The sequence below is a fragment of the Kribbella sp. NPDC023972 genome (assembly GCF_040639075.1).
In the GTDB taxonomy this organism is placed as follows: domain Bacteria; phylum Actinomycetota; class Actinomycetes; order Propionibacteriales; family Kribbellaceae; genus Kribbella.
Genome location: NZ_JBEZZH010000001.1, coordinates 68,924 through 93,967, shown reverse-complemented (window position 1 = coordinate 93,967; position 25,044 = coordinate 68,924). Strand labels below are relative to the sequence as shown.

General features: G+C 68.4%; 24 protein-coding genes. 13 read left to right on the top strand and 11 right to left on the bottom strand.

What is annotated here, in order from left to right; genetic code table 11:
- Window position 1: 1 nt before the first annotated feature.
- A complete protein-coding gene (locus AB0F43_RS00410) occupies window positions 2-1,294 on the top strand; it encodes a SidA/IucD/PvdA family monooxygenase (protein ID WP_360468634.1) in 1,293 nt (430 codons plus the stop codon).
- Window positions 1,291-3,039, top strand: a complete 1,749-nt coding sequence (locus AB0F43_RS00405; RefSeq protein ID WP_360468632.1) for an IucA/IucC family protein — start codon at window positions 1,291-1,293, stop codon at window positions 3,037-3,039. Before AB0F43_RS00410 ends, AB0F43_RS00405 begins: the two co-directional genes overlap by 4 nt.
- Before the next feature lies 1 nt (window position 3,040).
- Here the strand turns inward: AB0F43_RS00405 and AB0F43_RS00400 are convergent, their stop codons facing one another.
- Together AB0F43_RS00400 and AB0F43_RS00395 are read right to left on the bottom strand one after the other, a co-directional pair.
- Window positions 3,041-4,435 carry an amidase gene (locus tag AB0F43_RS00400; RefSeq protein ID WP_360468630.1) on the bottom strand — a complete coding sequence of 465 codons (1,395 nt, stop codon included), beginning with the start codon at window positions 4,433-4,435 and terminating at the stop codon, window positions 3,041-3,043.
- Window positions 4,436-4,509: 74 nt separating this feature from the next.
- Window positions 4,510-4,665, bottom strand: a complete 156-nt coding sequence (locus tag AB0F43_RS00395) for a hypothetical protein (protein WP_158290890.1) — start codon at window positions 4,663-4,665, stop codon at window positions 4,510-4,512.
- Between the two features lie 372 nt (window positions 4,666-5,037).
- Here AB0F43_RS00395 and AB0F43_RS00390 point away from each other — a divergent pair, with 372 nt between their 5' ends.
- Window positions 5,038-6,003, top strand: coding sequence for a hypothetical protein (locus AB0F43_RS00390; protein WP_360468628.1), 966 nt, complete (start codon window positions 5,038-5,040; stop codon window positions 6,001-6,003).
- A 19-nt stretch (window positions 6,004-6,022) separates the two neighbouring features.
- Here AB0F43_RS00390 and AB0F43_RS00385 read toward each other — a convergent pair whose 3' ends face one another.
- Together AB0F43_RS00385 and AB0F43_RS00380 are read right to left on the bottom strand one after the other, a co-directional pair.
- Entirely contained in the window at window positions 6,023-7,564 is a 1,542-nt protein-coding gene (locus AB0F43_RS00385) for a PfkB family carbohydrate kinase (RefSeq protein ID WP_360468626.1), read from the bottom strand.
- A gap of 75 nt (window positions 7,565-7,639) precedes the next feature.
- Complete coding sequence (locus tag AB0F43_RS00380; RefSeq protein WP_360468624.1) at window positions 7,640-9,442, bottom strand: hypothetical protein; 1,803 nt, start codon at window positions 9,440-9,442, stop codon at window positions 7,640-7,642.
- A gap of 467 nt (window positions 9,443-9,909) precedes the next feature.
- Here AB0F43_RS00380 and AB0F43_RS00375 point away from each other — a divergent pair, with 467 nt between their 5' ends.
- Complete coding sequence (locus tag AB0F43_RS00375; RefSeq protein ID WP_360468622.1) at window positions 9,910-10,578, top strand: class I SAM-dependent methyltransferase; 669 nt, start codon at window positions 9,910-9,912, stop codon at window positions 10,576-10,578.
- Window positions 10,579-10,766: 188 nt separating this feature from the next.
- Window positions 10,767-11,192, top strand: a complete 426-nt coding sequence (locus tag AB0F43_RS00370) for a DUF805 domain-containing protein (protein WP_360468620.1) — start codon at window positions 10,767-10,769, stop codon at window positions 11,190-11,192.
- A gap of 61 nt (window positions 11,193-11,253) precedes the next feature.
- Here the strand turns inward: AB0F43_RS00370 and AB0F43_RS00365 are convergent, their stop codons facing one another.
- Both AB0F43_RS00365 and AB0F43_RS00360 read right to left on the bottom strand, forming a co-directional pair.
- Entirely contained in the window at window positions 11,254-12,663 is a 1,410-nt protein-coding gene (locus AB0F43_RS00365; protein ID WP_360468618.1) for a metallopeptidase TldD-related protein, read from the bottom strand.
- Entirely contained in the window at window positions 12,660-14,171 is a 1,512-nt protein-coding gene (locus AB0F43_RS00360; RefSeq protein WP_360468616.1) for a TldD/PmbA family protein, read from the bottom strand. Before AB0F43_RS00360 ends, AB0F43_RS00365 begins: the two co-directional genes overlap by 4 nt.
- Before the next feature lie 234 nt (window positions 14,172-14,405).
- Here AB0F43_RS00360 and AB0F43_RS00355 point away from each other — a divergent pair, with 234 nt between their 5' ends.
- From AB0F43_RS00355 to AB0F43_RS00345, 3 genes are read left to right on the top strand one after another with little or no spacing between them, the layout of a single operon-like run.
- Window positions 14,406-14,915: a sigma-70 family RNA polymerase sigma factor gene (locus AB0F43_RS00355; RefSeq protein ID WP_360472957.1), complete on the top strand. Its 510-nt coding sequence runs from the start codon at window positions 14,406-14,408 to the stop codon at window positions 14,913-14,915.
- Complete coding sequence (locus AB0F43_RS00350) at window positions 14,912-15,586, top strand: hypothetical protein (RefSeq protein WP_360468614.1); 675 nt, start codon at window positions 14,912-14,914, stop codon at window positions 15,584-15,586. Before AB0F43_RS00355 ends, AB0F43_RS00350 begins: the two co-directional genes overlap by 4 nt.
- 47 nt (window positions 15,587-15,633) lie before the next feature.
- Window positions 15,634-16,302: a hypothetical protein gene (locus tag AB0F43_RS00345; protein WP_360468613.1), complete on the top strand. Its 669-nt coding sequence runs from the start codon at window positions 15,634-15,636 to the stop codon at window positions 16,300-16,302.
- 3 nt (window positions 16,303-16,305) lie between these two features.
- Here the strand turns inward: AB0F43_RS00345 and AB0F43_RS00340 are convergent, their stop codons facing one another.
- The 3 genes from AB0F43_RS00340 to AB0F43_RS00330 are packed head-to-tail and all read right to left on the bottom strand — an operon-like array spanning window position 16,306 to window position 18,272.
- Window positions 16,306-17,010, bottom strand: coding sequence for a nucleotidyltransferase domain-containing protein (locus AB0F43_RS00340; RefSeq protein ID WP_360468612.1), 705 nt, complete (start codon window positions 17,008-17,010; stop codon window positions 16,306-16,308).
- A gap of 42 nt (window positions 17,011-17,052) precedes the next feature.
- A complete protein-coding gene (locus AB0F43_RS00335; protein WP_360468610.1) occupies window positions 17,053-17,610 on the bottom strand; it encodes an XRE family transcriptional regulator in 558 nt (185 codons plus the stop codon).
- The gene (locus AB0F43_RS00330) at window positions 17,607-18,272 is read right to left on the bottom strand and encodes an alanyl-tRNA editing protein (protein WP_360468608.1); all 666 of its coding nucleotides are present in this window, start codon (window positions 18,270-18,272) and stop codon (window positions 17,607-17,609) included. The genes AB0F43_RS00335 and AB0F43_RS00330 overlap by 4 nt, the downstream gene beginning before the upstream one ends.
- Before the next feature lie 154 nt (window positions 18,273-18,426).
- Between AB0F43_RS00330 and AB0F43_RS00325 the strand changes: the two genes are divergently transcribed.
- Genes AB0F43_RS00325 through AB0F43_RS00305 form a run of 5 tightly spaced genes read left to right on the top strand, consistent with a single transcriptional unit; the run spans window position 18,427 to window position 23,994 of the window.
- Window positions 18,427-19,356: an ABC transporter permease gene (locus tag AB0F43_RS00325; RefSeq protein WP_360468606.1), complete on the top strand. Its 930-nt coding sequence runs from the start codon at window positions 18,427-18,429 to the stop codon at window positions 19,354-19,356.
- Complete coding sequence (locus AB0F43_RS00320) at window positions 19,356-20,354, top strand: ABC transporter permease (protein ID WP_360468604.1); 999 nt, start codon at window positions 19,356-19,358, stop codon at window positions 20,352-20,354. The genes AB0F43_RS00325 and AB0F43_RS00320 overlap by 1 nt, the downstream gene beginning before the upstream one ends.
- Window positions 20,347-21,345 (top strand): ABC transporter ATP-binding protein, encoded by a 999-nt coding sequence (locus AB0F43_RS00315; protein ID WP_360468602.1) that lies wholly within the window; start codon window positions 20,347-20,349, stop codon window positions 21,343-21,345. The genes AB0F43_RS00320 and AB0F43_RS00315 overlap by 8 nt, the downstream gene beginning before the upstream one ends.
- On the top strand, window positions 21,338-22,324 hold the full coding sequence (locus AB0F43_RS00310; protein ID WP_360468600.1) for an ABC transporter ATP-binding protein: 987 nt from the start codon (window positions 21,338-21,340) through the stop codon (window positions 22,322-22,324). The genes AB0F43_RS00315 and AB0F43_RS00310 overlap by 8 nt, the downstream gene beginning before the upstream one ends.
- Window positions 22,321-23,994 carry an ABC transporter substrate-binding protein gene (locus AB0F43_RS00305; protein WP_360468598.1) on the top strand — a complete coding sequence of 558 codons (1,674 nt, stop codon included), beginning with the start codon at window positions 22,321-22,323 and terminating at the stop codon, window positions 23,992-23,994. The genes AB0F43_RS00310 and AB0F43_RS00305 overlap by 4 nt, the downstream gene beginning before the upstream one ends.
- On the opposite strand, the gene AB0F43_RS00300 is transcribed toward AB0F43_RS00305, so the two are convergent.
- Together AB0F43_RS00300 and AB0F43_RS00295 are read right to left on the bottom strand one after the other, a co-directional pair.
- Window positions 23,995-24,492: an HAD family acid phosphatase gene (locus AB0F43_RS00300; protein ID WP_360468596.1), complete on the bottom strand. Its 498-nt coding sequence runs from the start codon at window positions 24,490-24,492 to the stop codon at window positions 23,995-23,997.
- Window positions 24,485-25,030 carry a GNAT family N-acetyltransferase gene (locus AB0F43_RS00295; protein ID WP_360468594.1) on the bottom strand — a complete coding sequence of 182 codons (546 nt, stop codon included), beginning with the start codon at window positions 25,028-25,030 and terminating at the stop codon, window positions 24,485-24,487. Before AB0F43_RS00295 ends, AB0F43_RS00300 begins: the two co-directional genes overlap by 8 nt.
- Between the last annotated feature and the right edge of the window lie 14 nt (window positions 25,031-25,044).

The window sequence follows — 25,044 nt, the reverse complement described above, 5'->3', positions numbered from 1 at the left end:
CATGAGTACCGCCCCTTATGACGTGATCGCGATCGGCTGCGGCCCGTTCAACCTCGGACTGGCCGCACTGGCCGACGGTGTGGACGACGTACGCATCGCGGTGCTGGACAGCCGCCCGGAGTTCACCTGGCACCGCGGGCTGATGTTCGACGACGCGATGCTGCAGGTGTCATTCCTGGCCGACCTGGTGAGCCTGGTCGAGCCGGCGCACCCGCTGTCGTTCCTGTCGTACCTGCGCGACAACGACCGGCTGTATCAGTTCTATGTGCGGGAGAAATTCCACCCGACCCGGCGTGAGTACGAGGCCTACCTGCGTTGGTGCGCCGCCCAGCTGGACTCGTTGCACTTCGGTCACCACGTCAGGGACGTGTCGTGGGACGGCTCGGTGTTCGAGCTGACTGTGGAACGTGGGGACGGGGTGGAGACGTTCGAGGCGCGGCATCTGGTGGTCGGCGTGGGTACTGAGCCGTTCGTCCCTGCTGCGTTGAGCGGTCTGCCGTCGGAGCGCTTCCTGCACTCGGCGGACTATCTGTTCCGGCGGGAGGACCTGCTGCGTGCAGGCCGCGTGACGGTGGTCGGATCGGGGCAGTCCGGTGCCGAGTGCGCACTCGACCTGCTGCGTGCCAACGCGGCCGGCGGGCCCGCGGTGTCGTGGCTGACTCGTACACCGTCGTTCGCGCCGCTGGACTACTCGAAGCTGGTGCTCGAGATGACGACACCGTCGTACGTCGACTACTTCCACGCACTGGACGAGCCGACGCGCGACAAGCTGGTCAAGGAGCAGTGGAGGCACTACAAAGGCATCTCGTCGGACACTCTCGACGACATCCACGACGTGCTCTACCAGCGAGACCTCGGTGCCGCCCCGGTCGCGCCCGTCGAGTTGCAGTGCGGTGTTGCCGTGGTGTCCGCTGTGGCGCGTGCCGACGGCGTGGAGCTGACGCTGCACCACACGGACAGCGGGAAGAACTTCCAGCACTTCTGCGACGCGGTGGTCGCGGCAACTGGTTACCGCAACCGGCCGCTGCCCTTCATGAGTGCGTTGGAGGATCGCGTACGGCGCGACGCCGCCGGCCGGTGGATGATCAACAGGGATCACAGCGTCGCTACCGACGATTCTCTGGCCGGCCGGATGTTCGTCTCGAACGCCGACCTGCACAGTCACGGTGTCGCGGCACCTGACCTCGGTATCGGGGCCATCCGCAACGCCACGATCCTGAACGCGGTCGCCGGACGTGAGGTGTTCCGCCTGCCCAAGTCCACCGCGTTCACGAGCTTCGCCATCCCCGGATGAGTGAATGGACCAGGTGTTCGTCAGAGTTGCTGGCGAAGCTGATCTCTCAGTTCTGCACCGAGAACCTGCTGCAGCCGGTCGACAATCGCCTCGACCTCGGAGCCGTGTCCTACACGTTCGCCGCGACCCGCGGTGCCTTCGGCAGTTGGCGGGTGGCTCCTGACTCAGTACGACGTACCACTGCCGGGATCCTGGGCAACGACGAGAGTGAGGTCGCGACCGACCCAGTGCAGTTCCTGGTCGATGCGGCCGGCGTACTGGGGCTGGACGGGTCCACTGTGGCCGGGTACGTGGCGGAGTTGGCCAGCACACTGGCGGCCGACGTACGGATGGCTACTACAGCCGCCGGACGGTCTGAGTTGCTGGATCTGCACCACAGCCGGCTGGAAGGGCATCTGACCGGACATCCGCTGCTGGTGGCCAACAAGGGGCGACTGGGGTTCTCGGCCGAGGACAGCTTGCGTTATGCGCCCGAGGCTCGCACGCCGCTGCGACTGGTGTGGCTCGCCGTACGGCGTGGGCTTGCGGAGTTCCGCGGTACGCCGGACCTGTCGGAGCACTCGGTGGTCGGGCGTGAGCTGGGTCCTGAGGTGCTGGAGGCGTTCCGGGGGAAGCTGGTCGATCCCGACTCGTATGTGTGGTTGCCGTGTCACCCGTGGCAGCTGGACCACGTCGTACGGACGCAGTGGGCGCGGGAGCTGGCCGGCGGCGAGATCGTCGTACTGGGGGAGGGGCCGGACGACTACCTGCCGACGCAGTCGATCCGGACGATGGTGAACATCTCCCAGCCGCTGCGCTACCAGGTGAAGCTGCCGCTGAAGATCCTGAACACGTCGGTGTATCGCGGCATCCCCGAGCACTGCACGCTGGCGGCGCCGATGATCACCCAGTGGTTGCGCGGCCTGTGGCACCGCGACGAGGTGCTTGGCCGGCTCGGCACCGAATTGCTCGGTGAGGTCGCGTCTGTCACCGTCCGCCACCCGCAACTGTCGACCGCGCCCGGCATCCCTTACCAGTGGACCGAGACGCTGGGCTGCATCTGGCGTGATCCGCTCGACCCGCGGCTGCACCCGAACGAGACGGCTTGGGCGCTGGCCGCTGTACTGCACACGACCCCGGACGGTCCACTCGTCCAAGCCCTCATCGAGAAGTCCGGCGCGGACCCGCGGGAATGGGTCTCGCACCTGCTCTCGGCTCTCCTCCGGCCACTGCTGCACCTGATGCACCACTACGGCATCACGGTGAATCCGCACGGCGAGAACCTTGCGGTCATCTGCGGCCCCGAGGGGCTGCCCGCGCGCATCGTGATCAAGGATCTGGTCGACGACATCAATGTCTCCACCGACGAGGTCGTTGCCCGAGGCATTGAACCCGATTCGCACGACCGCGTGCTGCCGCGCAAGCCCTGGCACATCCTCCGCCAGTACCTCGTCGACGCCCTCCTCCTCGGCGTCCTCAACCCCCTCGCCGACCTCCTGGCAGACACCGGCCTCCTCGACCCAGCAGACTTCTGGGGCATGGCCCACGGAGAAGTCGAGCTCTACGGCCAAACCTTCCCCCAGTACGCCGACCGCCTGGCAGCCACTGCCCTCCTCGCCGAAACCTTCGCCCGCTACCCGCTCAACGGCTACCGCCTGACCCTCGGCTACGCCGACCTGGACACCCGCCCACCCATCCCCACCACCGGCACCATCCCCAACCCCCTGCACACCGCACAGCCGATTCTGCCGACCACACCTTGGTGAGTCAGACGACGGTCGGTGGGCCGTGCCGCCAGGGTTGGAGATCCTCGTCGATCCGGATGCCGAGGCCGAGGAGGTCGGCTTCGCGTTCGGGGACAGCGGCCAGCGACAGGCCCACGGGCAGGCCGCGGGCGTCGAAGCCGGCCGGGACGCTGAGGGCCGGGAAGTCGGCGATCGACCAGGGAACCGACAGGCGGATGCGAGGGCCCTTCGGGGGCCGGGTGTGGTCGATCAACGGCGGTGCCGCGTCGATGGTCGGGTGCGCGATGGCATCGAGGCGATGGACGTGGACGAGTTGACGCCAGTCGCGGGTCCAGTGGATGCGTAGCCGGAGGGCCTCGTCGTAGCGGTGGCGCGGGATGTCCTCGCCTTTGCGGACGCGTTCGCGGACCTGCGGGGTGTAGAGGTGGCTGTGCGGGACGAGCGGATCGTGGATCTGGCGGGCTTCGCTCTCGTTGATCGTGTCGAAGACGCCGGTGGACTTCTCCAGCACCACCGTCGCGTTCGGCGGGTTCTCGATCTCGACCAGTTCGGCGCCGCGGCTGACCAGAAGATCGAGCGCGTCCCGGCAAACGACCGTGATCCGGTCGTCGACCTGCTGCCAGGACATCTCGATCGGCAGGCCGATGCGGACACCGGTCAGGTCGTGCGGTGGTTCGAGCGGGTACGGCGGGCACGGTTCGTCCAGGGTGGCCGGGTCGCGAGGGTCATGGCCGGCCAGGACCCGCATCAGGATCGAGATGTCGAGCATCCGGCGGGCCATCGGTCCGGCGACGTCGAACGACGGGCTCAGCGGGATGACGCCGTACCGGGAGATACGGCCGCGGGCGCTGCGGAGGGTGGAAACACCGCAGGCGGCGGCCGGGATGCGCAGCGAGCCGCCGGTGTCGGTCCCGGTGGCGATCGGGACCATCCGCCCGGCGAGTGCTGCCGCCGAGCCGCCGGACGATCCACCCGGGGTGCGACGCACGTCCCACGGATTGGCCGTGGGAGAGGACGCCGTACCGTAGGCGAACTCGTGGGTCGTCGTCTTGCCGAGCATGCCGGCACCGGCGGCCGCGAGCCGTTCCCAGACCGCGGCGTCCTCGGCCGGGACGAAGTTCGCCAGGACCTGGCTCCCGGCGGTGGTGAGCACGCCCTTGGTCAGGAAGACGTCCTTGACCGCGACCGGTACGCCGGCCAGCGGTCCGACCGGCTCGCCCGTCGCCCTGGCCTGGTCGGCGCGGTCCGCGGCCTCGAGTGCGAGGTCGGGGGTGCGGGTGACGAAGGCGCGAATGGCGGATTCGGACAGGTCGATCCGGCGCAGGCAATCCTCGACGAGTTCGCGCGCGGAGAGTTTGCGCTGCTCCAGTAATTGGAGCACCTCGGTCAGGCTGAGATCCGCGGCGGAGTCACTCACGTTGCGAGCCTACGAAAAAATACCCGCCCGGGGAGTCCCGGGCGGGTGTCGAGTGAGGCGGAGCCGGTGCTGATTCAGCGTCCCATCGCGGTGGCGACGTTGTAGAGGCCGAAGCAGAAGACCATGACGACTCCGAAGAGCAGGATGAACAGGATTTGTTTCCAGAAGGAGATCAGGAGTATCGCACTGGCCAGCACGACGATGGTCGCGACGAATTCGTTGGGAGGCATGGCGTTTCCTCTTTTCCTTCGATTCACTTCCCTTGACTGCTTGTCATTCGCCGCGAACTGGTTAGAGTAAGGCGGCGGGTCGGCGTTTTTGGTTACGCTTTCAGTGAACGCCACGACAATCGGTTGTCAATCCAGAAAAATTGGCATCGCCTTCTTTGTCCGGACATGATTTTGGCAGCCGTGCCCGTGCGCTCGGCCGCCGCTTGGCGACCGCAGCGATACGCTGGCAGGTTTCGGCGTACCATTTTCTGCCAGTTGGCAATCGCCGGCTGCCAACTGGCAGCAACCCGCAGGACCGAGTGCAACACGCCGCCAAAACTCGTCCAGTTGGGAAGTTGCGACGACGCGGCAACTGTCGGCTAGCATTCTCGCGTGGTCATCAGTGCCGCCGGTCCGGCGGTTCCCACGGTCGTTCCCCGGCCGCCAGTCCCAGCAGTTTCCCCGTCTCCAGGAGCCCGGCTTTCGCTGGATGATTGCCGAAGGCATGCTCCGGACTTCGCCGATCTGCTGGCCGATGCCGTGCGCCGGCACGGCGTTCCGAGCCGGGCGCTGAGTGTCCGGACGCTGCTCCATCTGCCCCGGCTCGCGCGCCCGAACGGCATGGTCGGGCGGGGCGCGGTGATCGCCGAGCTGAATCGCAACGCGGTCCGGTTACGGCACGATCAGCGGGCTATCGAAGACCTCATTCCGAAAGACAAGTATCCGCTCTCCGACCTGCGTTTCGTACGCCTCGGGAACAGCGAGGCGGACCAGATCTTCAGCCGCTTGCATTACCTGCGCAGTGCCCGTGCGGGGTCGGTGAACTTCGCCCTGGTGGACCCGGTGAACAAGCTTCCGGTGACGCTGTGCAGTGTTTCCCCGCTGGAATGGATGCGGGTCGGGCGCCAGTTGCAGACCCAGTTCGGGGTGCCGCTGGGCGCGGCCTGGGACGTCTCCCGGGTGTATTCGTTCGACGTGGCGCCGGCGAATGCGATCTCTTTCCTGCTGTCCAAAGTCCGGCAGGTGATCCGGCGCGAGATTCCGTCGGTTCAGTTGCTCACCACCGCGGTCGACCCGAATCTGGGATTTGTCGGTGCGAGCTATCGGGCCGCCAACTGGCAGCAATGGATGTCGATCCAGGCCCGGCCGTACCTGTATGTCGACGGGATCTACGCCAGCCCGCGGCAGCTGCGCACCCGTTTCGGCGGCGCGAACCTGGTCGAGCTCCGCGCCGCCAACCCGCGCGGCCGGTTCGAGCAGAGCCGGGCCAAGCTGCTCGACTCCGTCATCTTCTGCTGCCGCCTCCGCGGCGAGACCGAGCCGGTGCCGGAGGACGACCAGCGCCGTCTCCGCCGCTGACCCGACCCCTTGCCGCTGTTCAGGCCAGTCCGCCGCCGTTCACGGTGAACGGCGAGCGGGCCAGCAGGGCGTCGATGCGCTGGCGGTCGGGCATCGAGTTGGACAGCGGGAAGTCGGCGGTGGCGCAGGACATCGCCGCCGCGGCCCAGAGGGCGACCTGTCCGGAGAACTTGTGGTTGTTGTCGATGAGCTTGGCCGCGAGAGCCGCGCAGAACGCGTCCCGGGCGGCTGACGACTCCTTGTAGATGGACGGGATCGTCGGCACGCTGATGACGTCGTGGGCGGGGCCGGAGTAGACCGTGCAGCCACCGTTGACCAGCATGCACAGGGTCTCCACGCCGAAGGCCAGCAGGTTTCGCGCGACCGGGTCCGGGTCGAACGGCCCGTGGCCTTGGGAGGCGAAACTGCCCAGCTCCCAGGGGTGCGCGACGAGGTAGTCGATCCGCCCGAACGTGTCACGCGAGATGCGCTCGTCGACGTACGGCTGACCTGGCGTGACGATCGTCCGCGGCCGGTTGTCCGGGTCGCGGGTGGCCAGCGCGAGCGTTTGCTGCATCGTCTCCCGCGGCACCTCGAACGTCAGCAGCAACGCGTCACAGGCGGCCAGCGGCTCCCGCCGCTCGTCCATGTCCTCCGGCGCCAGGAAGACCTCGCTCTGGTTCCGCCAGACGACCGCGATGCTGTCGCCGAGCTCCTTCTCGAACACTCCGGTGAACGGCGTCCGGCGGCCACGGACCCGCTTCACCAGCGACGTGTCGACACCTTCGTCGCGCAGATGCTCCAGGATCTCCTCGCCGAACCGGTCGTCGGTGACGGCGGCGATCAGCGATGTCTTCAGCCCGAGCCGGGCGGCCGCGACCGCCTGTGTCAGCGCCTTGCCGCCGGGGGAGAGGTCGAAGCTGTACGCCTCGCTCGACGTCTCCGGGATCGGCAGGGTCTTGGTGCGGAAGGTCGCGTCCATCACGGCGCCGCCGACCACGATCACCCGGCCGGCCGGTGCCACATCGGTCGCCGGTGCCGCGTCGAGCATCACGACCGTCTTCGAGCCGACCGAGTAGATGTCGCGGCGGATGAGCTGGTTGGCCAGCTCGCGCAGTACGGCGGGCTCCGTCGTACCGCGGAGGGCACGGTCGCTGGGGGCCTCGCCCGGCTCGTGGCCGAGCGCCTGGTGCAGCCGGTGCCAGTTGTTCAGCAACGTCTCGCGGCGCCGGCCGAGGGAGGTGCTGTACAGCGCACGGGTGATCCGCTCGTCGATACCGGCATGAGCGTGTGTGTCCACGTGCAGGCCGAGCGCCAGAACCGCGTCGGCGACGATCTGCTGGGTGCCGTGCAGATCGTCGCGGACGCAGTTGACGACCAGGTCGAACGCGGCGGACGCGACGTCGAGCTCATGTACGGTGGCGAACCGGCGGGTCGCGGCCAGCTCCATCAACGGCGCCGCGATCCCGGTCCGGCCGGCGTGCAGCCGGGCGACGGTCAGGCCGTCATGGGTGCGCAGCTTCTCGAGCACGCTGGCAAGCAGCAGCACGTCCGCCGTCTGCTTGTCGCTGCGGTTCGTCATCCGGCCCCCGGGTCGTGATTCGCCTGGAACCAAGTATGCGGATCAGCGGGTCACCGGGGAAACCGGCCGCGCGCGTCATCGCAACGCCGAGAGCCATCGGGCCGCGTGCCTGGCCTGGGACAGCCGCCGTTCGTAGGTCGCGCCGACGGCGAGGAGGACCGCACCCGCCGCGCCGAGGGTGATCCAGCGGGGGATCAGTGGCGCGACCTCGACGAACTGCCAGATGCCGATCTTGGCCAGCACGGCGGCGCCGATCACGAAGGGAGCCTGGCGGCCCAGTTGTGCGCCGGCGACGATCACCGTCAGGGCGGCGGCCACCACCAGCGTCACCCGGATCCAGTTATCGTTGCCATCAGCAATCAATGCCGATGGCACCAGACCGATCAGGAGACCGGGACCGAGGAAGATCCAGCTCGGCTGGTCGCGCCACGCGAGGATGCCGAGACTGAGCATCACGATCGCCGGTGGCACGGTGAACCACTCGATCGTCGTACCGTCGGCCGCGAGCACGAACGCGGTGTTGGCGACGATCAGCAGCAGCCCGGCGACCAGCAGCGCGGGACGGCGGACCGGATTCATGCCGTAGGCAACCAGTGGCGCGGCGGCGATGGTGAGGACGACACCGGTGGCGGCATCGGCGGACACCAGCACCGCGATGAGCTCGGCCAGCAGTACGGCGCTCGCCGACGAAGGCATCAGCACTCGCTCCAGCGGCCGGCCGACGTACCGGCAGGCCAGACCGGTGGCGCATGCGCCGATCACCGCGAGGCTGACCGCGCCCGCCCACAGGCTGATGAACTCGTCGATGGCGAACAGCACGACGGCGAGCTGCGCACCCAGACCGGCGACCCCGGCCGCCGGCGCCGCGTCGACCACCTTACGCAGGGCCGCGAAGACCGCCAGTACGGCGACGATGCCGGCGATGAAGCCGAGTTGCCGGACGTCGGCCAGCCACAGGCAGAACAAAAGGTCGACTGAGGCAACAGTGATGGTCACGACCTGCAGGGCCAGCGAGATCGTGCCGGTACGGCGGTGGCGCAGGATGACGGTGATCGCGAGGGCCGTTGCCAGGCCGGTGGTCAACCAGCGACCCGGGCCGGGCACTTGCGGAAGGCAGGTGGCAACCGCGAATCCGGCGGCAACGGCGCAGACCGCTTCGCCGAGTCCCGGTGTGACGGATGACGGGAGTGGCCGCTTCCGCAGGATGAGGATTCCAGTGATCGCGGCAATGCAGACGACCGCGGTGGTGGCGATCACGGTCATGAGTTCCGCTTGCGTGTACGACGTGCCGGTGAAGTCTCGGTAGTCGACGGAGTACTTGGTCAGCAAGCCCGAGAAGGTGCGCGCCATCCCCGTGACCAAAATGCCGCAGAACACGACGGCCGAGGTGATCGCGCCGGTACGGCGAACGATCGGCGTACCCCTTGCCGACAGCACGAGGGTGATGACGACCTGGCCGAGCAGCGCCGCGAGCAGCCAAGGCAGGCTGACGCGATCGATCAGGACCAGCGGCAACGGCAGTTGGCCCGCGATGACTGTGGTGACGCCGTACGTGACGACCTTGGGTGCCAGCCGGGTCATCAGGAGATTGACCAGGGCAACGGTCCCGAAGACGATCGCGCTGAAGGTGAGACCGTCGACGGCATCCGGTGAGATCAGTCCCAGCGCGCGGGCGCCGTACAGATCGACGGTGAGCAGGCCGCAGCCGAGGATCGCGAGGGCTTCGGCTGACGCGGCGAGCGAGCTACGGGTGGCGGGAAGGGAACCGGCGAACGCCAGCGCGGCGAGGATGCCGATGATGCCCGCCTGTGCGGCGACCGGGAGGCTGTCCCAGTTGACCGCGAGGAACGTGACACCCGCTGCGAGCAGGAGAAGCACGCCGAGGCTGAGGAGCGTGGCCTGCGGACTCAACCGGCGCCGCGGCGGTGCGGGACGCCGTACCGGCGGATGCGGTGGCGGGAGCGGCTGGACACTGGCCGCTTGCCGGCGGATCGGCTGCGGTCGAGGGGAAGGCGCGGGTGTAGGTCTTGGTGGTGCGGGGATGCCGCGCGGCGGAGGCGGCGCGTAGACCGGCGGCGCAAAGTTCGGCGGTGGTGGAAGAGGTGTCTGGGGCAACGGAGGCAGAGTCGCAGGTTGCGGACCTGCTTCCACGGTGAGATGTAACAGCCTGTGACAGGCCGGGCAATGGAAGGGGGCGACATGGGCGTTCATGCATTCCTCCTGAGTCTCACCTCACTCTCGCGCGAAGGAACGGGCGCCCGCGTGAGTACGTCTACTCAATTCGTGACGTAGGCTGCTGCGGTCTGCCGGTCGTCCAGACCGGCGTGACAAACACGGGGAGCACCATGAACACTGGACACGTCGAGCTCGGACGAGCTCAGCAGGAACGTTGGCAGACGGCGTACGAGCAGCATCCGCACCTGCACGGGACCGAGCCGTCGGCGGCGGCCCGGTGGGCGGCCGAAGTATTCGGTGCCGCAGGCATCGACGATGTCCTCGAGCTCGGCGCCGGACAGGGCCGCGACGCGCTCTTCCTGGCCCAGCAGGGCTTCAGCGTGCACGCCACCGACTTCAGTGCGTCCGCTCTCGACCAACTGCGGCTGGAGGCTCAGCGGGAGAGGCTCGACGACCGCGTCACGGCGGCGCTGCACGACGTCCGCGATCCGCTGCCGCCGGCCGACGCGACCGTCGACGCGGTGTTCGCGAACGTCCTGCTGAACATGGCGTTCACCCGCGCCGAGCTGCGGTCGCTGGTCGGTGAGGTGCACCGCGTCCTGAGCCCGGGCGGGCTGTTCGTGTACGCCGTCTGGTCGGCGGACGATCCGTGTGCGGGTCGCTGGCCGCAACTCGAGGGCGGCTTGGCGGTGCACGACGGTTTTGCCGGCCGGTTCTTCGACGAGGCGCTGATCCACGAGTTGGCCGAGCGATGGCGGCTCGACGACACCACGACGTACGCCGAAGGTCCGCGCCGGTTGTGGCGGGTGACGCTGGCGAAACCCGTCCCAGCAGGCTGATGACGCACTCTCCGCCGGGAAGTTGAAGCCGGCTCTAGTAGCGCGCGGTCCCGAAAAGGTGAAGTTCACTCAAGCTGCGGCGTGCCAGGTTGCGGTGTGGTCACCAAAGCGAAAACTTGCATTGACGAACCCGACCGGTTCCGACAGGCTCTGTCCGCGTCTCACCTTCGACCATCGGAGAAACAGTAATGCAGTGGTACATCGACGTCCTCAAGAAATACGCCGTGTTCAGCGGGCGGGCCCGGCGCAAAGAGTACTGGATGTTCGTGCTCTTCAACGTGATCATCTCGATCATCCTGAGCATCCTGGACCGGATCCTCGGCCTGGACTTCGGCTCGGGCACCAGCTCGTCCGGCTGGCTGTCGACGATCTACAGCCTGGCAGTGCTGGTGCCGTCGATCGCCGTCGGTATCCGGCGCATGCACGACACGAACCGCAGCGGCTGGTGGATCCTGATCAACCTGATCCCGTGTGTCGGTTTCATCTGGTTCATCGTGCTGGCCGCCCAGGAGGGCACGGCCGGTGACAACCAGTACGGTCCCGACCCGAAGGGCGCCGAGCGCTTCGGTCAGCCGGGTGCGGGTCCCGCCGAGCCGGGTTACCCGACGGTCTGATCTCTACGCCGAAAGGCCCCGCGAACCGGATCTGGTTCGCGGGGCCTTCGCTGTTCAGGGCTCAGCTGGCCTGGCTGACCGTCGACATGTTGAAGTCCGGGATCAGCAGTGGCGGCGTCGCGGTCCGGGAGAAGTAGTCACCCCATTCGCGCGAGAACGACGGCACCGTCACGCCGGCCGCGGTGAACCGGGACAGCAGGTCGACCGGGCTCTCGTTGAAACGGAAGTTGTTCACGGCACCGGTCACCTCGCCGTTCTCGACCAGGTAGACGCCGTCCCGGGTGAGGCCGGTGAGCAGCAGGGTCTGGGGGTCGACCATCCGGATGTACCACAGGCAGGTCAGCAGCAGACCGTTGTCGAGCCCGGCGACGAGGTCGTCGGTGGTCCCGGTCGCGCCGTCGACCGACAGCACGTAGTTGTCGATATCCGGTGTCGCGGCCGAAGCACCGATCAGGTCGGCGGTGTACCGGCTGGTCATCAGCGCCTCGAGTTTGCCGCCGCGGATCCAGTCCGTCGCCGTCAGCGTGAGCCCGTTGTCGAAGACGCTGGACGATCCGCCGGACGACCGCGCCACCGCGAACGGGAACGTCTCCAGCCCGGGCAGCCGCGGATCCGACCGCAGGTTGACCGGCTGTGCCGACAGCACGTCGCCGACCCGCGTTCCACCCGGCGGTTTGGCGAAGACGCTGCGCCCCTCGAACGCTTCCCGCCCGTCCAGGCACCAGTAGAGGTACGTCGTGAGGTCCGCGACGGCAGCCGGTGGCAACACGGTCGCGTGCCGGCCGGCGTCGACCGAGACGGTCCGGCTCGCCCAGCCGAGGCGGCGGATCAGCTCGGCTTCGATCGCGTGCGCGTCGATGTCGCTGAAGTCGCGGGTGGCGGCGCCGACCCACGCGGACTGGCTCAGGTCGCCCGACTTGCCGGTGGCCGTGACGAACCCGCGGGGGAGTGCCTGGCGCAACCGCAGTCCGCTGGACGAACCGACGTACACGGTGACGACCTGGTGATCGGCGAAGCCGTAGAGCCAGCGGCTCTCGCGGCCGGCCCGCTTCAGTGTCTCGCCGAGCGCCGGCGCGAACTTCTCGTAGACACTGACCGTGGTCTCGTCGGGTTCCTCGTCCCAGTCGGGGCTGACGGTGCCGTCCACCAGTGGGCGAGCGTCCTCGGCCGGGCTGGACGACCGCGCGGTCGCGACCGCGGCCGACACGATCTCCCGCAACGTCGTGTCGGTGACCGAGGAGCGGCCGACGACGCCGGCCGCCGTACCCTCGCCGGGGCCGACCGTCACGATCACGGTCACACTGGAGCCGCGCATCGCGCCGTTGGTGGTCAGGGTGTTGTTGGCCCAGCGCAGGTTGGTGCTCGACGTCTCGGTGACGATGACGACGCAGCCGTCGGCGCCCTCGGCGGCGGCGAGGGCGAGACCCCGCTCGATGGTGTCCTGCGGGGTGAGCTGAATGGCGATCGTCACCGGCCGGCCTCCTGCGTGGTGTTGAGAATGCGGACGCCGCGGAACAGAGCCGTCGGGCAGCCGTGGCTGACGGCGCCGGACTGGCCGGGCTGGGCCTTGCCACAGTTGAGCGCCCCGCCGAGGACGTAGGTCTGTGGTCCGCCGACGGCCTCCATCGAGCCCCAGAAGTCGGTCGTGGTGGCCTGGTAGGCGACGTCGCGGACCTGACCGTCCAGCCTGCCGTCGGTGATCTTGTAGAACCGCTGACCGGTGAACTGGAAGTTGTAGCGCTGCATGTCGATCGACCAGGACTTGTCGCCGACGATGTAGATACCGTTCTTCACCCGGGCGATCAGTTCCTCGGTGGACGGGCCGCCGGGCTCCGGCTGCAGCGACACGTTCGCCATCCGCTGGATCGGGATGTGGCCGGACGAATCGGCGTACGCACAGCCGTTGGAGCGCGGCGTACCGAGCAGGCCCTCGTTGACCTTGGCCATCCGGCGGTCGACCTGGTAGCCGACCAGGATGCCGTCCTTGACCAGGTCCCACTGCTGGCCGGCCACGCCCTCGTCGTCGTACCCGACGGTGGACAGGCCGTGCTCGGCGGTCCGGTCGCCGGTGACCTGCATGATCGGCGAGCCGTACTTCAGCGTGCCGAGCTTGTCGATGGTGGCGAAGCTGGTCCCGGCGTAGTTGGCCTCGTAGCCGAGCGTGCGGTCGAGCTCGGTGGCGTGGCCGATCGACTCGTGGATGGTGAGCCACAGGTTGGTCGGGTCGATCACCAGGTCGTAGGTGCCGGCCTCGACACCCGGTGCGGCCATCTTCTCGGCCAGCCAGCCGGGGATGTTGGCCAGCTCCTCGTCCCAGTTCCAGCCGGTGCCGGTCAGGTACTCCCAGCCGCGGCCGGCCGGTGGCGCGCAGGTGCTCATCGAGTCGAACCGGCCCGCCTGCACGGCATGGGCGGTGATCTTCGGCCCGATCCGGACCCGCTGCTGCGTGAACGACGTCCCCGCGGAGTTGGCGTAGTACTTGCACTCGTGGACCGAGGCGACGTTGACACTCACGTGGTCGACGCCCTCGGCCTGGAGCAGCCGGTCGCTGTAGTCGGTCAGCAGCGCGACCTTCTCGGCCCGGGGAACGCTGAACGGGTCGATCTCGTACGACGAGATCCAGGTGGTGTCGCGGTAGACCGGCTCGTCGGCGAGCTCGATCCTCTCGGCGTTGATCGGCCGGGACACCTGGGCCATGTTCACGGCCTGCTCGGCGACCTGGACGGCCTCGTCCTCCGTCAGCGCGACCCCGGCGGCGAAACCCCAGGTGCCGTCGTGGATCACCCGGACCGCCAGGCCGAGGTCCTCGTCGTCCTGGGCGTTCTCCAGCTGGCTGTCGCGCAGGGAGATGGACTCCGACCGGATCCGCTCCAGCCGGAACTCGGCGAACGTGGCGCCGAGGTCCTTGGCCCGCTGCAGGGCGGCCTCGGCAAGCTCATGACGGGGAAGGGCGAGAAAACTCGCGTCGACTTCAGGCACAAACCGACCCTATACACGGAACCATCTGTTTACCCGCGGTGTAGTGACAATGTCAGCACCGCCTCGCTCCGCTCGGCGGGGTGTGGGGTTGAACCCGCCTCGCCAGGCGGGGGGTTGAACCCGCTCGCTTGGGCGGGGGTGTGGGTTGGAGCCGCCTCGCTGGTCGGCGGGGTGGTGGGTCGGGCGTCAGGAGGCGGAATCAGCGGGACGGGCGAGGCGGAGATCTTGGCTCGGGTGCGGGGTGGGGAGTCTGCCGCGTACGGCGAGCTGGTGGTGCGGCATGCCCAGGTGGCGAAGCGGACGGCGGTGTTTCTCGGCGCCGGTGCGGATGCGGACGACGTCGTGCAGGAGTCGTTCGTGAAGGCCTACCGGGCGCTCGGGAGCTTCCGGACCGGGGCCGCCTTCCGGCCCTGGCTGCTGCGGATCGTGGCCAACGAGACGCGGAATGTGCTGCGGTCCCGCAGCCGCCGGTCTCACCGCGAGGAGCTGGCCGCGCCGCTGGACGTCGTACTGGACCCTGCCGAGCAGGCTGTGTCACTGGAGCGGCGGCGGGAGTTGCTGGAGGCCGTGCGATCGCTGCCGGAGCCTTTCCGGCTGGTGGTGACCTGCCGCTACCTGTTGGACCTGGACGAGCAGGAGACGGCCGTGGTGCTCGGCTGGCCGCGTGGAACGGTCAAGTCCCGGCTGCACCGAGCACTGGGACGCCTACGGGATTCTCTCCCCGACAAGGAGGTGCAGCGATGAACTTGGACGATGAACTGAGGGCTCTCGGCCGTTCCGCCGTCGTGCCTCCGGTCGATGAGGGTCTGGAGGCCGCGGTGCTGACCCGAGTGGCGGACCTCCCGGTGCGGCGGTCGCTGCGGGACAGGTGGCGGACGTTCCTGGCTCTGTTCCTGGTGCTGGTCGCGGGTGCGGTAGCGACACCTCCTGTGCGTGCGACCGTGGCGGAGTGGCTCAACATCGGGGGAGTGCGGGCGCAACCGGTCGGGAGCGGTCCGACCAGTGCGCCCACCGCACCACCCGCCGTGACCGGTCAGCTGTCTTTGGAGGAGGCAGAGCGAGTAGCTGGGTTCAAGCCGGCCCTGCCCAGTGAGCTGGGTACGCCGAAAGGTGTTGAGGCTTCACCGGGGTTCGTGGCGATCGGGTGGGACGGCGTACGGCTGGAGCAGTTCAAGGCCGAGGTGTCGCCGCTCTACTTCAAGAAGTACTACCAAAGCCTGCAGCACGTACCGGAGATCAACGGCTACTGGTTCGACACAGCGCATGAGCTCGTGCTGGTCGACTCCGCCGGAGTAGAGCGCCGCGTGCGGGTGGCAGGCCCCACGCTGGTCTGGGTCCGGGCCGGTGTCACCTTCCGGCTGGAAGGGGTCGCGGACATGGATCGGGCGGTCCGGCTCGCACAGGGAACCTCGTAGCCGTCGGCGGTGTACCAGGGTGAGTCCTAGTCTCAGGGAGAGCTGCCATGATCCGCCGTACTCTTGCTCTGTTCGTCGTTATGCTCGCCGTCGCGGCTCTCGGAGCCGCCCCTGCCCAGGCCGGGGGGCCGACGAGTGTGCTGCTCAGCAGCCCGCCCAAGGTGGTTGCCGTCGGCTACGACGACAAGCGGTACGCCGAACTCCAGCGGCTGACCGAGGTCAGTGGATCGCGCGACGCGGTCGGCGAGGAGCCGCATGACGTCGGCCGTTTCGTCCGTGCCACCTGGCTGATCCACGACATGTCGGTCTGGCGCATCGACGTCATCTATCCGGACGCCCCCGGCGGTCCGTGGATCGCTACCACGGCGTCGATGGATGGCTCCACGCTGCCGGAGAAGCCCACCTGGCACACGCCGAGCGACCGCGTGGGGCTGCTGAAGCTGCTCGGCTCCCTGCAACTGCTCTCCGGCGAACGCAGCGGTGAGTCCTGGTCGGGCGGTCCGACCTTCATCGGCGGCCAATCCGGAGAGGCTCCGGCGTCCGAACCACCGGCTCAGGCGTCCGAGCCCTCAGCGCAGACCCAGGCTGCCTCGACCAGCGTGTTCACCGGCTGGCGCTGGACCATCCCCGGTTTCCTGCTCGGTGCGCTGGTCGCGGTGATCGCCGTACGCGTGCTGCCCAAGCGCCGCGACTGGCAACTGATCGACGCGGAGTAGGAGTCACACGGGCTGAGCGGCCAGTTCGAACCCCGCGAACAGCCGCCCACCGTGCGCGTCGAGGATGCCGTCCACCTCCTCGACCAGTGCATCCGGGTCGCGTACGCCGGCGAGCAGAGCATGGGCGTGGTCGGTCCCGTGCCGCTCGTCGTACGCCGTGAGCTCCCGCAGCATTCCCTTGCCAGTGCCCGACCAGTGCTGCGATCCGGTGAGTAGGAGCCTGGCCGCGTCCTGCCAGAGGACTGACGCGATGGCCGTGCGTACGTCGGCAGTCGCGGCGTCAGTGAGGTCGTCCAGGAGGCAGGTGATCGTGTAGCGGAGCAGATCGAGCTCAGCGGTCGTCAACGCCCGCGGGCCGGCCACGACTTCTTCGTGGCACGCCTGCTGCAACCGTGCTCCGGATCCGTCGGTGTCGAGCAACACGATCGACTCGCCGACGAGGCGCATCATGGTCGGCTGCCACCGTTGGCGGTCCTTGTCGCAGAAGTACGCGAGCGAGTCCTCGGTGTGCACGAACAGTTCGACCGGCCAACCGCCGTACTCGAGCGACCGCCGCATCGGCGCCGGTGGTCCGCTGAGCAGCACGGTGATGTCCAGGTCGGACGTCGACGACGCGTCACCCCGCACCACGCTGCCACCCAGCCACGCCGCCCGGGCGCCTGGGTACTCCTCAGCCACCAACCGTTGTGCAACCTCCGCCGCGTCCATCACCACAGTGTCCGGCGGCCGGTCGCTCGACTCCAGTGGGTTTCAGGCCTGGACAGGGGAGGCGATGACGACGGTGACGTCGGCTGAGGTGTCGCTGGTGTGGTAGCTGTGCGGTGCGTCGCCGGCGAACGCCAGCAGGTCACCGTGGCCGAGTTGCCGGAGGTCACCGGATGGTCCGGCGGTCAGCCGGCCGGCGGCGACCAGCAGGTGCTCGTTGGTGCCGGGAGCGTGGGGGACGCCTTCGACCGAGGTGTTTGGCGGCAGGCGGAGTCGCCAGATCTCCAGGCTGTTGCCGCCGCTGATCCGCCGAAGCAGTTCCCGGGTGGGGCCGTCGGACTCGGCCGCGGTCGCCTGCAGGTGCAGCGTTCCGGAGTCTGCCGGACGGGTGAGGAGGTCGGTGAGGGGGAGTGCCAGCGCAACGGCGATCGCGTCGAGCGTGTCGATCGTCGGATTGCTCGCACCGGCTTCGAGCTGGGAGAGCGTCGCCTTGCTGAGCCCAGTCCGCCGGGCTAGCTCCGCCTGACTCATCCCGCGCTGCTGACGTCTCCGCAGTACTTGCAGACCTGCCGCTGCGGCCGCACTGCTGACAGACCGCGTCATCGCAGCGGCCGATGCGTCGCCGTGTAAGACACCCGAATGCGTCCCTTTTTCACCTTCACACCGGTGACGGTCACGCTGGCCAGATCCGCGAGGCTGCGTACGTGCGTCCCGCCACACGGCGCCTCGTGCAGGTCCCCGACCCGCACAACCCGAAGTCCGTCGCGCTCGACTGCGGTCACCGCCAGATCGGCCGCGAGTGCCGCATCCACTCCAGCCTGGAGCCGTTCTGCCGCATCCGCGAGCTCGGGCTCTGGGCAAGTGAACTCGATCCGGGCTTGTCCCGGGAAGTGGTTGTTCCCGGCCCACGTCCACCCCTCGGCGCGGGCAACCCCGTCCACCACATGCCCCGCCGTGTGCAGAGCCGCATGCAGCAACCGAAGCTCAGCATCCACCCGCGCCCGTACGACGTCGCCTTCACTCAATCCGCTCGGCTCCGAGGTCACCAGATAGACCAGCCCGTCATCACCTCGGGACGGCACCCCCTCACACTCACCGACCCACGCGCGGTCCGCTGGTTGCCCACCGCCCTGTGGGTGAAACACGTTCTCCCGTACGGCGACCGCGTCGTCCCTGACGGCCACGACCCGAGTCACCACCTCGGTCAGATAGCTGTCCTCGAGGTAGATGGAGTGCTGGACGGCTGGAGCAATCTGCTGAACCATGCGTTCACTATATCAAACACAGCCCGTGCGATGGCGGGTGCACGAATCTCGAGTTCTTGGGTTGGGATTCTCGGAATTCGGGATGGGACCTGGCTGGTGGGAGGATGCGGCCTACCGTTTGTCGGCCGCGTGTTTCGATCTGTGGGGAGTGCTTGTGAGTTCGTCGGTCGTCGAGGCCGTGTCGCCGACCCGGCAGGCGATGCGCCGGGTACGGCGGGATCGGAGTGCGCGCGTCGGTGTCGTCCTCGTGGCCGGGCTGATCGTGGTCGCGGCCGCGGCGCCGTTGCTGGTCAGGCTGGCGGGACAGGACGCGTACACGTACCACATCGATCTCCTCGATCCCGCCCGCGGCAACGCCCCGAAGGGCGCGATGGGCGGAGTCAGCGGCGACCACTGGTTCGGCGTGGAGCCGTTGACCGGACGCGATCTGTTCTCGATCGTGGTGCTCGGCCTGCGGACCTCGCTGTTCATCGCGGTCACCGCGACGGTCGTCACCACGATCGTCGGCACCTTGGTCGGGATCAGCGCGGCGTACTTCGGCGGCTGGTACGACGCCGTCGTGTCGCGACTGATCGACTTCCTCTTCGGCTTCCCGCAGCTGGTCTTCATGATTGCCCTCGGCATCATCGTCCCGGCCGGCTTCCCGCGTTGGCTGCTGCTGATCCTGGTGCTCAGCGTGTTCGGCTGGGCGACCCTCGCGCGGCTGATCCGCAACCAGGCCAAGTCCCTGGTCACCCGCGAGTTCGTCGAGGCCGCCCGCAGCGTGGGCTCGTCCGGCTGGCATGTGATCACCCGCGAGCTGCTGCCGAATCTCCTCGGCCCGGTGCTCGTCGTCGCGACGCTGGCCATCCCCGGCTACATCACCGCGGAGGCCGCACTGTCGTTCCTCGGTGTCGGTGTACCACCACCGACACCGAGTCTCGGCCGGTCCATCTCGGACTCGATCGCCTGGGTCTACACCGGCGCCGACCCGTGGTTCCTGGCGTTCCCCGGTGCCGCGCTGTTCCTCGCCGTACTCGGGTTCACTCTGCTCGGTGACGGCGTCCGCGACGCGTTCGACGTACGGCTGAGGAGGGCCAACTGATGCCCGACCTCGCGTGGTTCGTCGTACGACGTCTCGCCGCCGCCGTACTCGTGATGCTCGCGTTGAGCCTCGCTGTGTACCTGATCTTCTACGCGCTGCCCGCGGACCCGGCCCACCTCGCCTGCGGCAAGCCTTGTACGCCGGACCGCCTGGAGCAGGCGCGGCACTTCATGCAGTTGGACCAGAGCACGATCCAGCAGTACCTGAACTTCCTCAAGGGCATCTTCGCCGGCCGGACCTTCGGCGAGGGTGCGGCGGCCGTGCAGTGCAACGCGCCCTGCTTCGGCTACTCGTTCCCGCTGGCCCGGCCGGTCACCACGCTGATCTTCGAACGGCTGCCGATCACCGCGTCGATCGCGCTCGGTGCCGCGGTGCTCTGGTTGGTCATCGGTGTGTCCCTCGGTGTCGTCGCCGCGCTCAAGCGGGGCAAACTCCTGGACCGGCTGGCCGTCGGCTCGGCGTTGATCGGAGTCGCGTCGCCGTCGTTCCTGGTCGGCCTGCTGGCCATCCTGGTGTTCGGGTTCTGGCTCAACATGGTCCCGGTCAACGGATACGTCCCGCTCATCGAGAGCCCGGTCGACTGGGCCTGGCACCTGGTCACACCCTGGCTCGTGCTGGCGTTGCTGCACGGGGCGGCGTACATCCGGCTCACCCGGGCGCAGATGCTCGAGGAGCTGAACCTCGACCACGTCACCACCGCGCGAGCGAAGGGGGCGGGGGAGGCGCGGGTGGTCCTGACCCATGGGCTGCGTGGCGCGCTGGTGCCGATCGTGACGCTGTTCGGCCTCGACCTCGGCGGTCTGCTCGGCGGCGCGATCCTGACCGAGAAGGTGTTCAGCATGCAGGGCCTCGGCGAGCTGCTGATCAGCGCGGTCGGCCAGCTCGATGTCGCCGTCGTCGTCGGCACGACGCTGTTCTCGGCGTTCCTGATCATCCTCGCGAACCTGGTGGTGGACATCGTGCATGGCCTGCTCGACCCGAGGGTGAGCCATGGCTGACCGGCCGGTGCTCGAGGTGCACGACCTGCACGTGACCTTCCGGACCGAGAACGGCCTGGTCCCGGCCGTCGGCGGTATCGACCTCGCGGTCGCGCCCGGCAAGACGCTCGCGATCGTTGGCGAGTCCGGCTCCGGCAAGAGCGTCAGCTCCGCCGCCGTGATGGGCCTGCTGCCGTCGAACGCCGACGTCAAGGGTGAGGTGCTGCTGGACGGCCGTGAGCTCATCGGCCTGTCCAATGAGGAACTCCGCAAGGTCCGCGGTAACGACATCGCGCTCGTTTTCCAGGACGCGTTGTCCGCGCTGAATCCGTACTACAGCGTCGGTTGGCAGGTCGCGGAGGCGTACCGCCTGCACCACGACGTGTCCAAGAAGGAAGCCCGCCGGCGTGCGGTCGAGATGCTCGACCTGGTCGGCATCCCGGACGCGGCCCGGCGGGCGAACAGCTACCCGCACGAGTTCTCCGGGGGAATGCGGCAGCGGGTCGTGATTGCTATGGCCTTGGTGAACAACCCGAAGGTGCTGATCGCGGACGAGCCGACCACCGCGCTCGACGTCACCGTGCAGGCGCAGATCATGCGCTTGCTCGAGGACGTCCAGTCGGAGTTCGGTACGGCGCTCGTCCTGATCTCGCACGATCTCGGAGTGGTCGCGGAGGCGGCGGACGACGTCCTGGTCATGTACGCCGGACGCGCGGCCGAGCGAGGTACGGTCCGCGACCTGTTCCAGCGCGCGGCGCATCCGTACAGCCTGGGGCTTCTCGGTGCGATGCCGCGGGTCGACGTTCCGCCCAAGCCGCGGCTGACCACGATCCCGGGCAGTCCGCCGTCGCCCGGCTCGATCACCACCGGGTGCCCGTTCCAGCCGCGGTGCGCCTACACCGAACGGGTCGGCGAGCGCTGCGTCACCGAGCGACCAGAGCTGACGCCGCGACCTGGCGAAGGCGATCACGAGGCAGCCTGCCACCTGGGTCGGAGGCCGTCCGATGTCTGACGAACTGCTCCGTCTCGAAGGAGTGCGGAAGTACTTCGGTGTGCGCGGCGCGCCGTGGCGCGAGAACAGGGCGGTCAAGGCCGTCGACGGTGTCGACTTCGTCGTCCGCAAAGGCGAGACGGTCGGACTGGTCGGCGAGTCCGGGTCCGGCAAGTCGACGCTGGCCCGGGTCGCGACCCGGCTCCTCGACCCGACGTCCGGCAAGGTCGCGATCGGCGGTACGGACGTGACCAGGATGAGTGGGCGCAGGTTGCGGCCGGTCCGGCGCAAGATCCAGATGGTGTTCCAGGATCCGCAGGCATCGCTGAACCCGCGCCAGTCGGTCGGCACGATCCTCACCACGCCGTTCCGCGCGCAGGGCGTCCGCCCGACCCGGGCACAGCTGGTGGAACTGCTGGAGCAGGTCGGCCTGGCCGAAGAACACCTCGAGCGCTATCCACACGAGTTCTCCGGCGGTCAACGTCAGCGCATCGGTATCGCGCGGGCCCTGTCGGTGAAGCCTGATCTGCTCGTCTGTGACGAACCGGTCTCCGCACTCGACGTGTCCGTGCAGGCGCAGGTGCTGAACCTGCTCGCCGACCTCCGCGACGAGCTCGGCCTGTCGTATGTGCTCGTCGCTCACGATCTGGCCGTCGTACGACAGGTGGCGAGCCGGGTGGCCGTCATGTACCTCGGCACGATCGTGGAAGAGGGCCCGGCGGCCGAGGTGTACTCGGCTCCCGCGCACCCCTACACCAAGGCTTTGCTGTCCGCCGTGCCCGTGCCCGCGCCCGGCGGCGTCCGCGATCGGATCGTGTTGTCGGGCGATGTGCCGACGCCGATCGACCCGCCGTCCGGCTGTCCGTTCCGGACCCGGTGTTACAAGGCCGAGGACGTCTGCGCAACGAAACGGCCGGTGCTTGAGCCAGTTGAGGGCAGTACGGAGCATCGGGCCGCCTGCTACTTCCCTGAGCTCCCCACCTCTGAGAGGACAATATGAAGCGGATTACCCGAGCGGTCGCGGTTGCGGCCGCGTTGGCGCTGGCGGCGGCCGCCTGCAACGCCAACAACCAGCCCCCCGCGGCTGGTGGCAGCACCGCGGCCGCTGAGGCGGGCGGCACGTTCCACGTCCTCAGCACCAGCAAGGAGATCAGCCTCGACCCGGCCAAGAGCCAGAACCTGGGCACGAGCACGATCCACCTGGTGCTGCGCGGCCTGACCTCGTGGAAGACCTCGCCGGACAAGGCGGCCGAGCTCGTCCCGGACCTGGCCGCCGACACCGGTCAGGTCAGCGACGGCGGTAAGACCTGGACGTACAAGCTGAAGCCGGGTCTCAAGTACGCCGACGGTTCGCCGATCGTTGCCGCCGACATCAAGTACGGCGTGGAGCGGTCGTTCGCACCGGAGCTGTCCGGCGGCCTCGGCTACCACAAGTCGCTGCTCGTCGGCGGGGACAAGTACACCGGCCCGTACAAGGGCGCCCAGCTGGCGTCGATCGAGACGCCGGACGACACGACGATCGTCTTCAAGCTGAACAAGCCGTTCGGCGACTGGCCCTGGGTGGTCAGCATGCCGGCCTTCTCGCCGGTGCCGAAGAAGGCCGACACCGACCCGGCTCACTACGGCGAGGACCCGGTCGCAAGCGGCCCGTACCAGGTGAAGTCGTACGCGCCCGGTTCGAAGCTCGAGCTGGAACGCAACCCGAACTGGGACAAGTCGACCGACGAGGCCCGGACCGGCCTGCCGGACGCGATCGTGATCGACATGGGCCTGCAGGCCGACGTGGTCAACCAGCGGCTGATCGCGGACGCCGGTGACGACAAGTTCGCCGCGGCCACCGGTGTCTCGGTGCCGGCCGCGCTGATCCCGACCGTGTCGGGCAACCCGGCCGTCAAGGCCCGCGTAGCAACGTCGCCGTCCGGTGCGTTGCAGTACCTGGCGATGAACACCAAGCGCCCGGCGCTGGCCAATCCCGAGGTCCGCAAGGCGATCCAGTACGCCGTCGACAAGCAGGCCGTCCAGGTTGCCGAGGGTGGACCGGAGTACGGCGGTGAGATCGCGACGACGCTGATCACGCCGGGCATCGAGGGCTACCAGAAGTACGACCTGTACCAGGCTCCGCCGCAGGGCGACCCGGAGAAGGCCAAGTCGATGCTCGCCGCGGCCGGGGTGAGCAACCTCAACCTGGTCCTGGCCGCCGACAACGCGACCGGTCTCAGCGTGGCGCAGGCGATCCAGCAGGGCCTCAAGCGGGCCGGGATCACGGTCACCATCAAGCCGCTGGACACCGAGCCGCTGACCGACCTGATCACCGGGAACAAGCCCGACTTCGACCTGACCGTGTCGAGCTGGCTGCCGGACTTCCCGAGCGCGATCGGCAACATCCAGCCGCTGTTCGCGTCATCGGAGGCCGGTAACGGCGGCTACAACATCTCCCGCTACTCCAACCCGGCGGTGGACAGCGCGATCGCCGCGGCCACCGCCGAGTCGGACCGGACCAAGGCCGCCGGTCTGTGGGGAGCCGTGGACAAGCAGATCATGGCCGACGCGCCGGTGGTCCCGCTGATCTACGCCCGCAACGCGTTCCTGCACGGCTCCAAGGTGCAGAACTTCTTCCTGCCGCCGTACCCGCCGTACCCGAACGTTTTGATCGTCGGGCTGAGCAAGTAGCTAGGTGCGGCCCTCTTTTTCCTGGGCTTCGAAGAGGGTCGGCTGGGTCTCGGCGTCGAGTCCCCAGTCGGCCCTCATCACCGTGTAGCCGGCCTTCTCAGCGGCCGCGCACACCTTGACGTCGTCGTCGACCAGCACGGCGACCGGACGCTGCTCGGCCAGCCTTTTCAGCCGGCCGAGTTTCATCGTCACTGACGGGCGGCGGTCGGTGTTGCCGCGCATGTAGACCTTGCCGTCCGGGAAGCCGTTGTCCTTCAGCCACCTCAGCGTGTCCCGCCGCAGCCGCTCGGGCCGGCCGGTCAGGTAGACGATCTCGTGGTCGGCCGCCAGTGTGGTCGCGACCGCGAGCCCTTCGTCGAGCACGGCGTCGTCCTTGGCGTGTGCGAAGAACGAGTCCCAGTCCTTCGGCCGCTTCTCGATGAAGTGGATCCGCTCACTGGTGTCGGACAACGTCGCGTCGATGTCCAGGACGGCGTACGGGCGTTCAGCGTCAGGCACGTCGTCCAGCTTCCCAGGTACGGCGGTCGATGGCGTACTCGACCTCGCCGAACTCGGTGCCGGGCAGCGGGTCGTCGAAATGCTCGTGGAAGATCCGCACGAACCGCAGCCCGGACCGCCGCATCACCGCGCGGGACCGGTGGTTGACCGCCATCGTGTCCGCAACCACCCGCTCCATCCCGAGTTCGCCGAACGCCTTGTCGATCAGTGCCTTGGTTCCCTCGGTCGCGTACCCCTTGCCCCACGCTGTCCGATTCAGCCGATAGCCGACGTCCACTGTGGCCGGCGCGGCCGTCGGCTGCAGGCCGAACCACCCGATGAACGCGCCATCGGACTTCTGCTCAGCAGCAAACGTCCCCAGCCCCGGATGCTCGTCGTACACCTTGAGAATCGCCGGCAGGACCACGCTCGCGATCTCCTCCGGCGGCGTCGCCTGCCCGGTCAGGAACCGCATCACCTCGGGATCGGAATCCAGCCCTGCCAGCTGCTCCACGTCGTCCCCCGTGAACCGACGCAACCTCAACCTCTCCGTCTCCACCTGCCGAGCCTCTC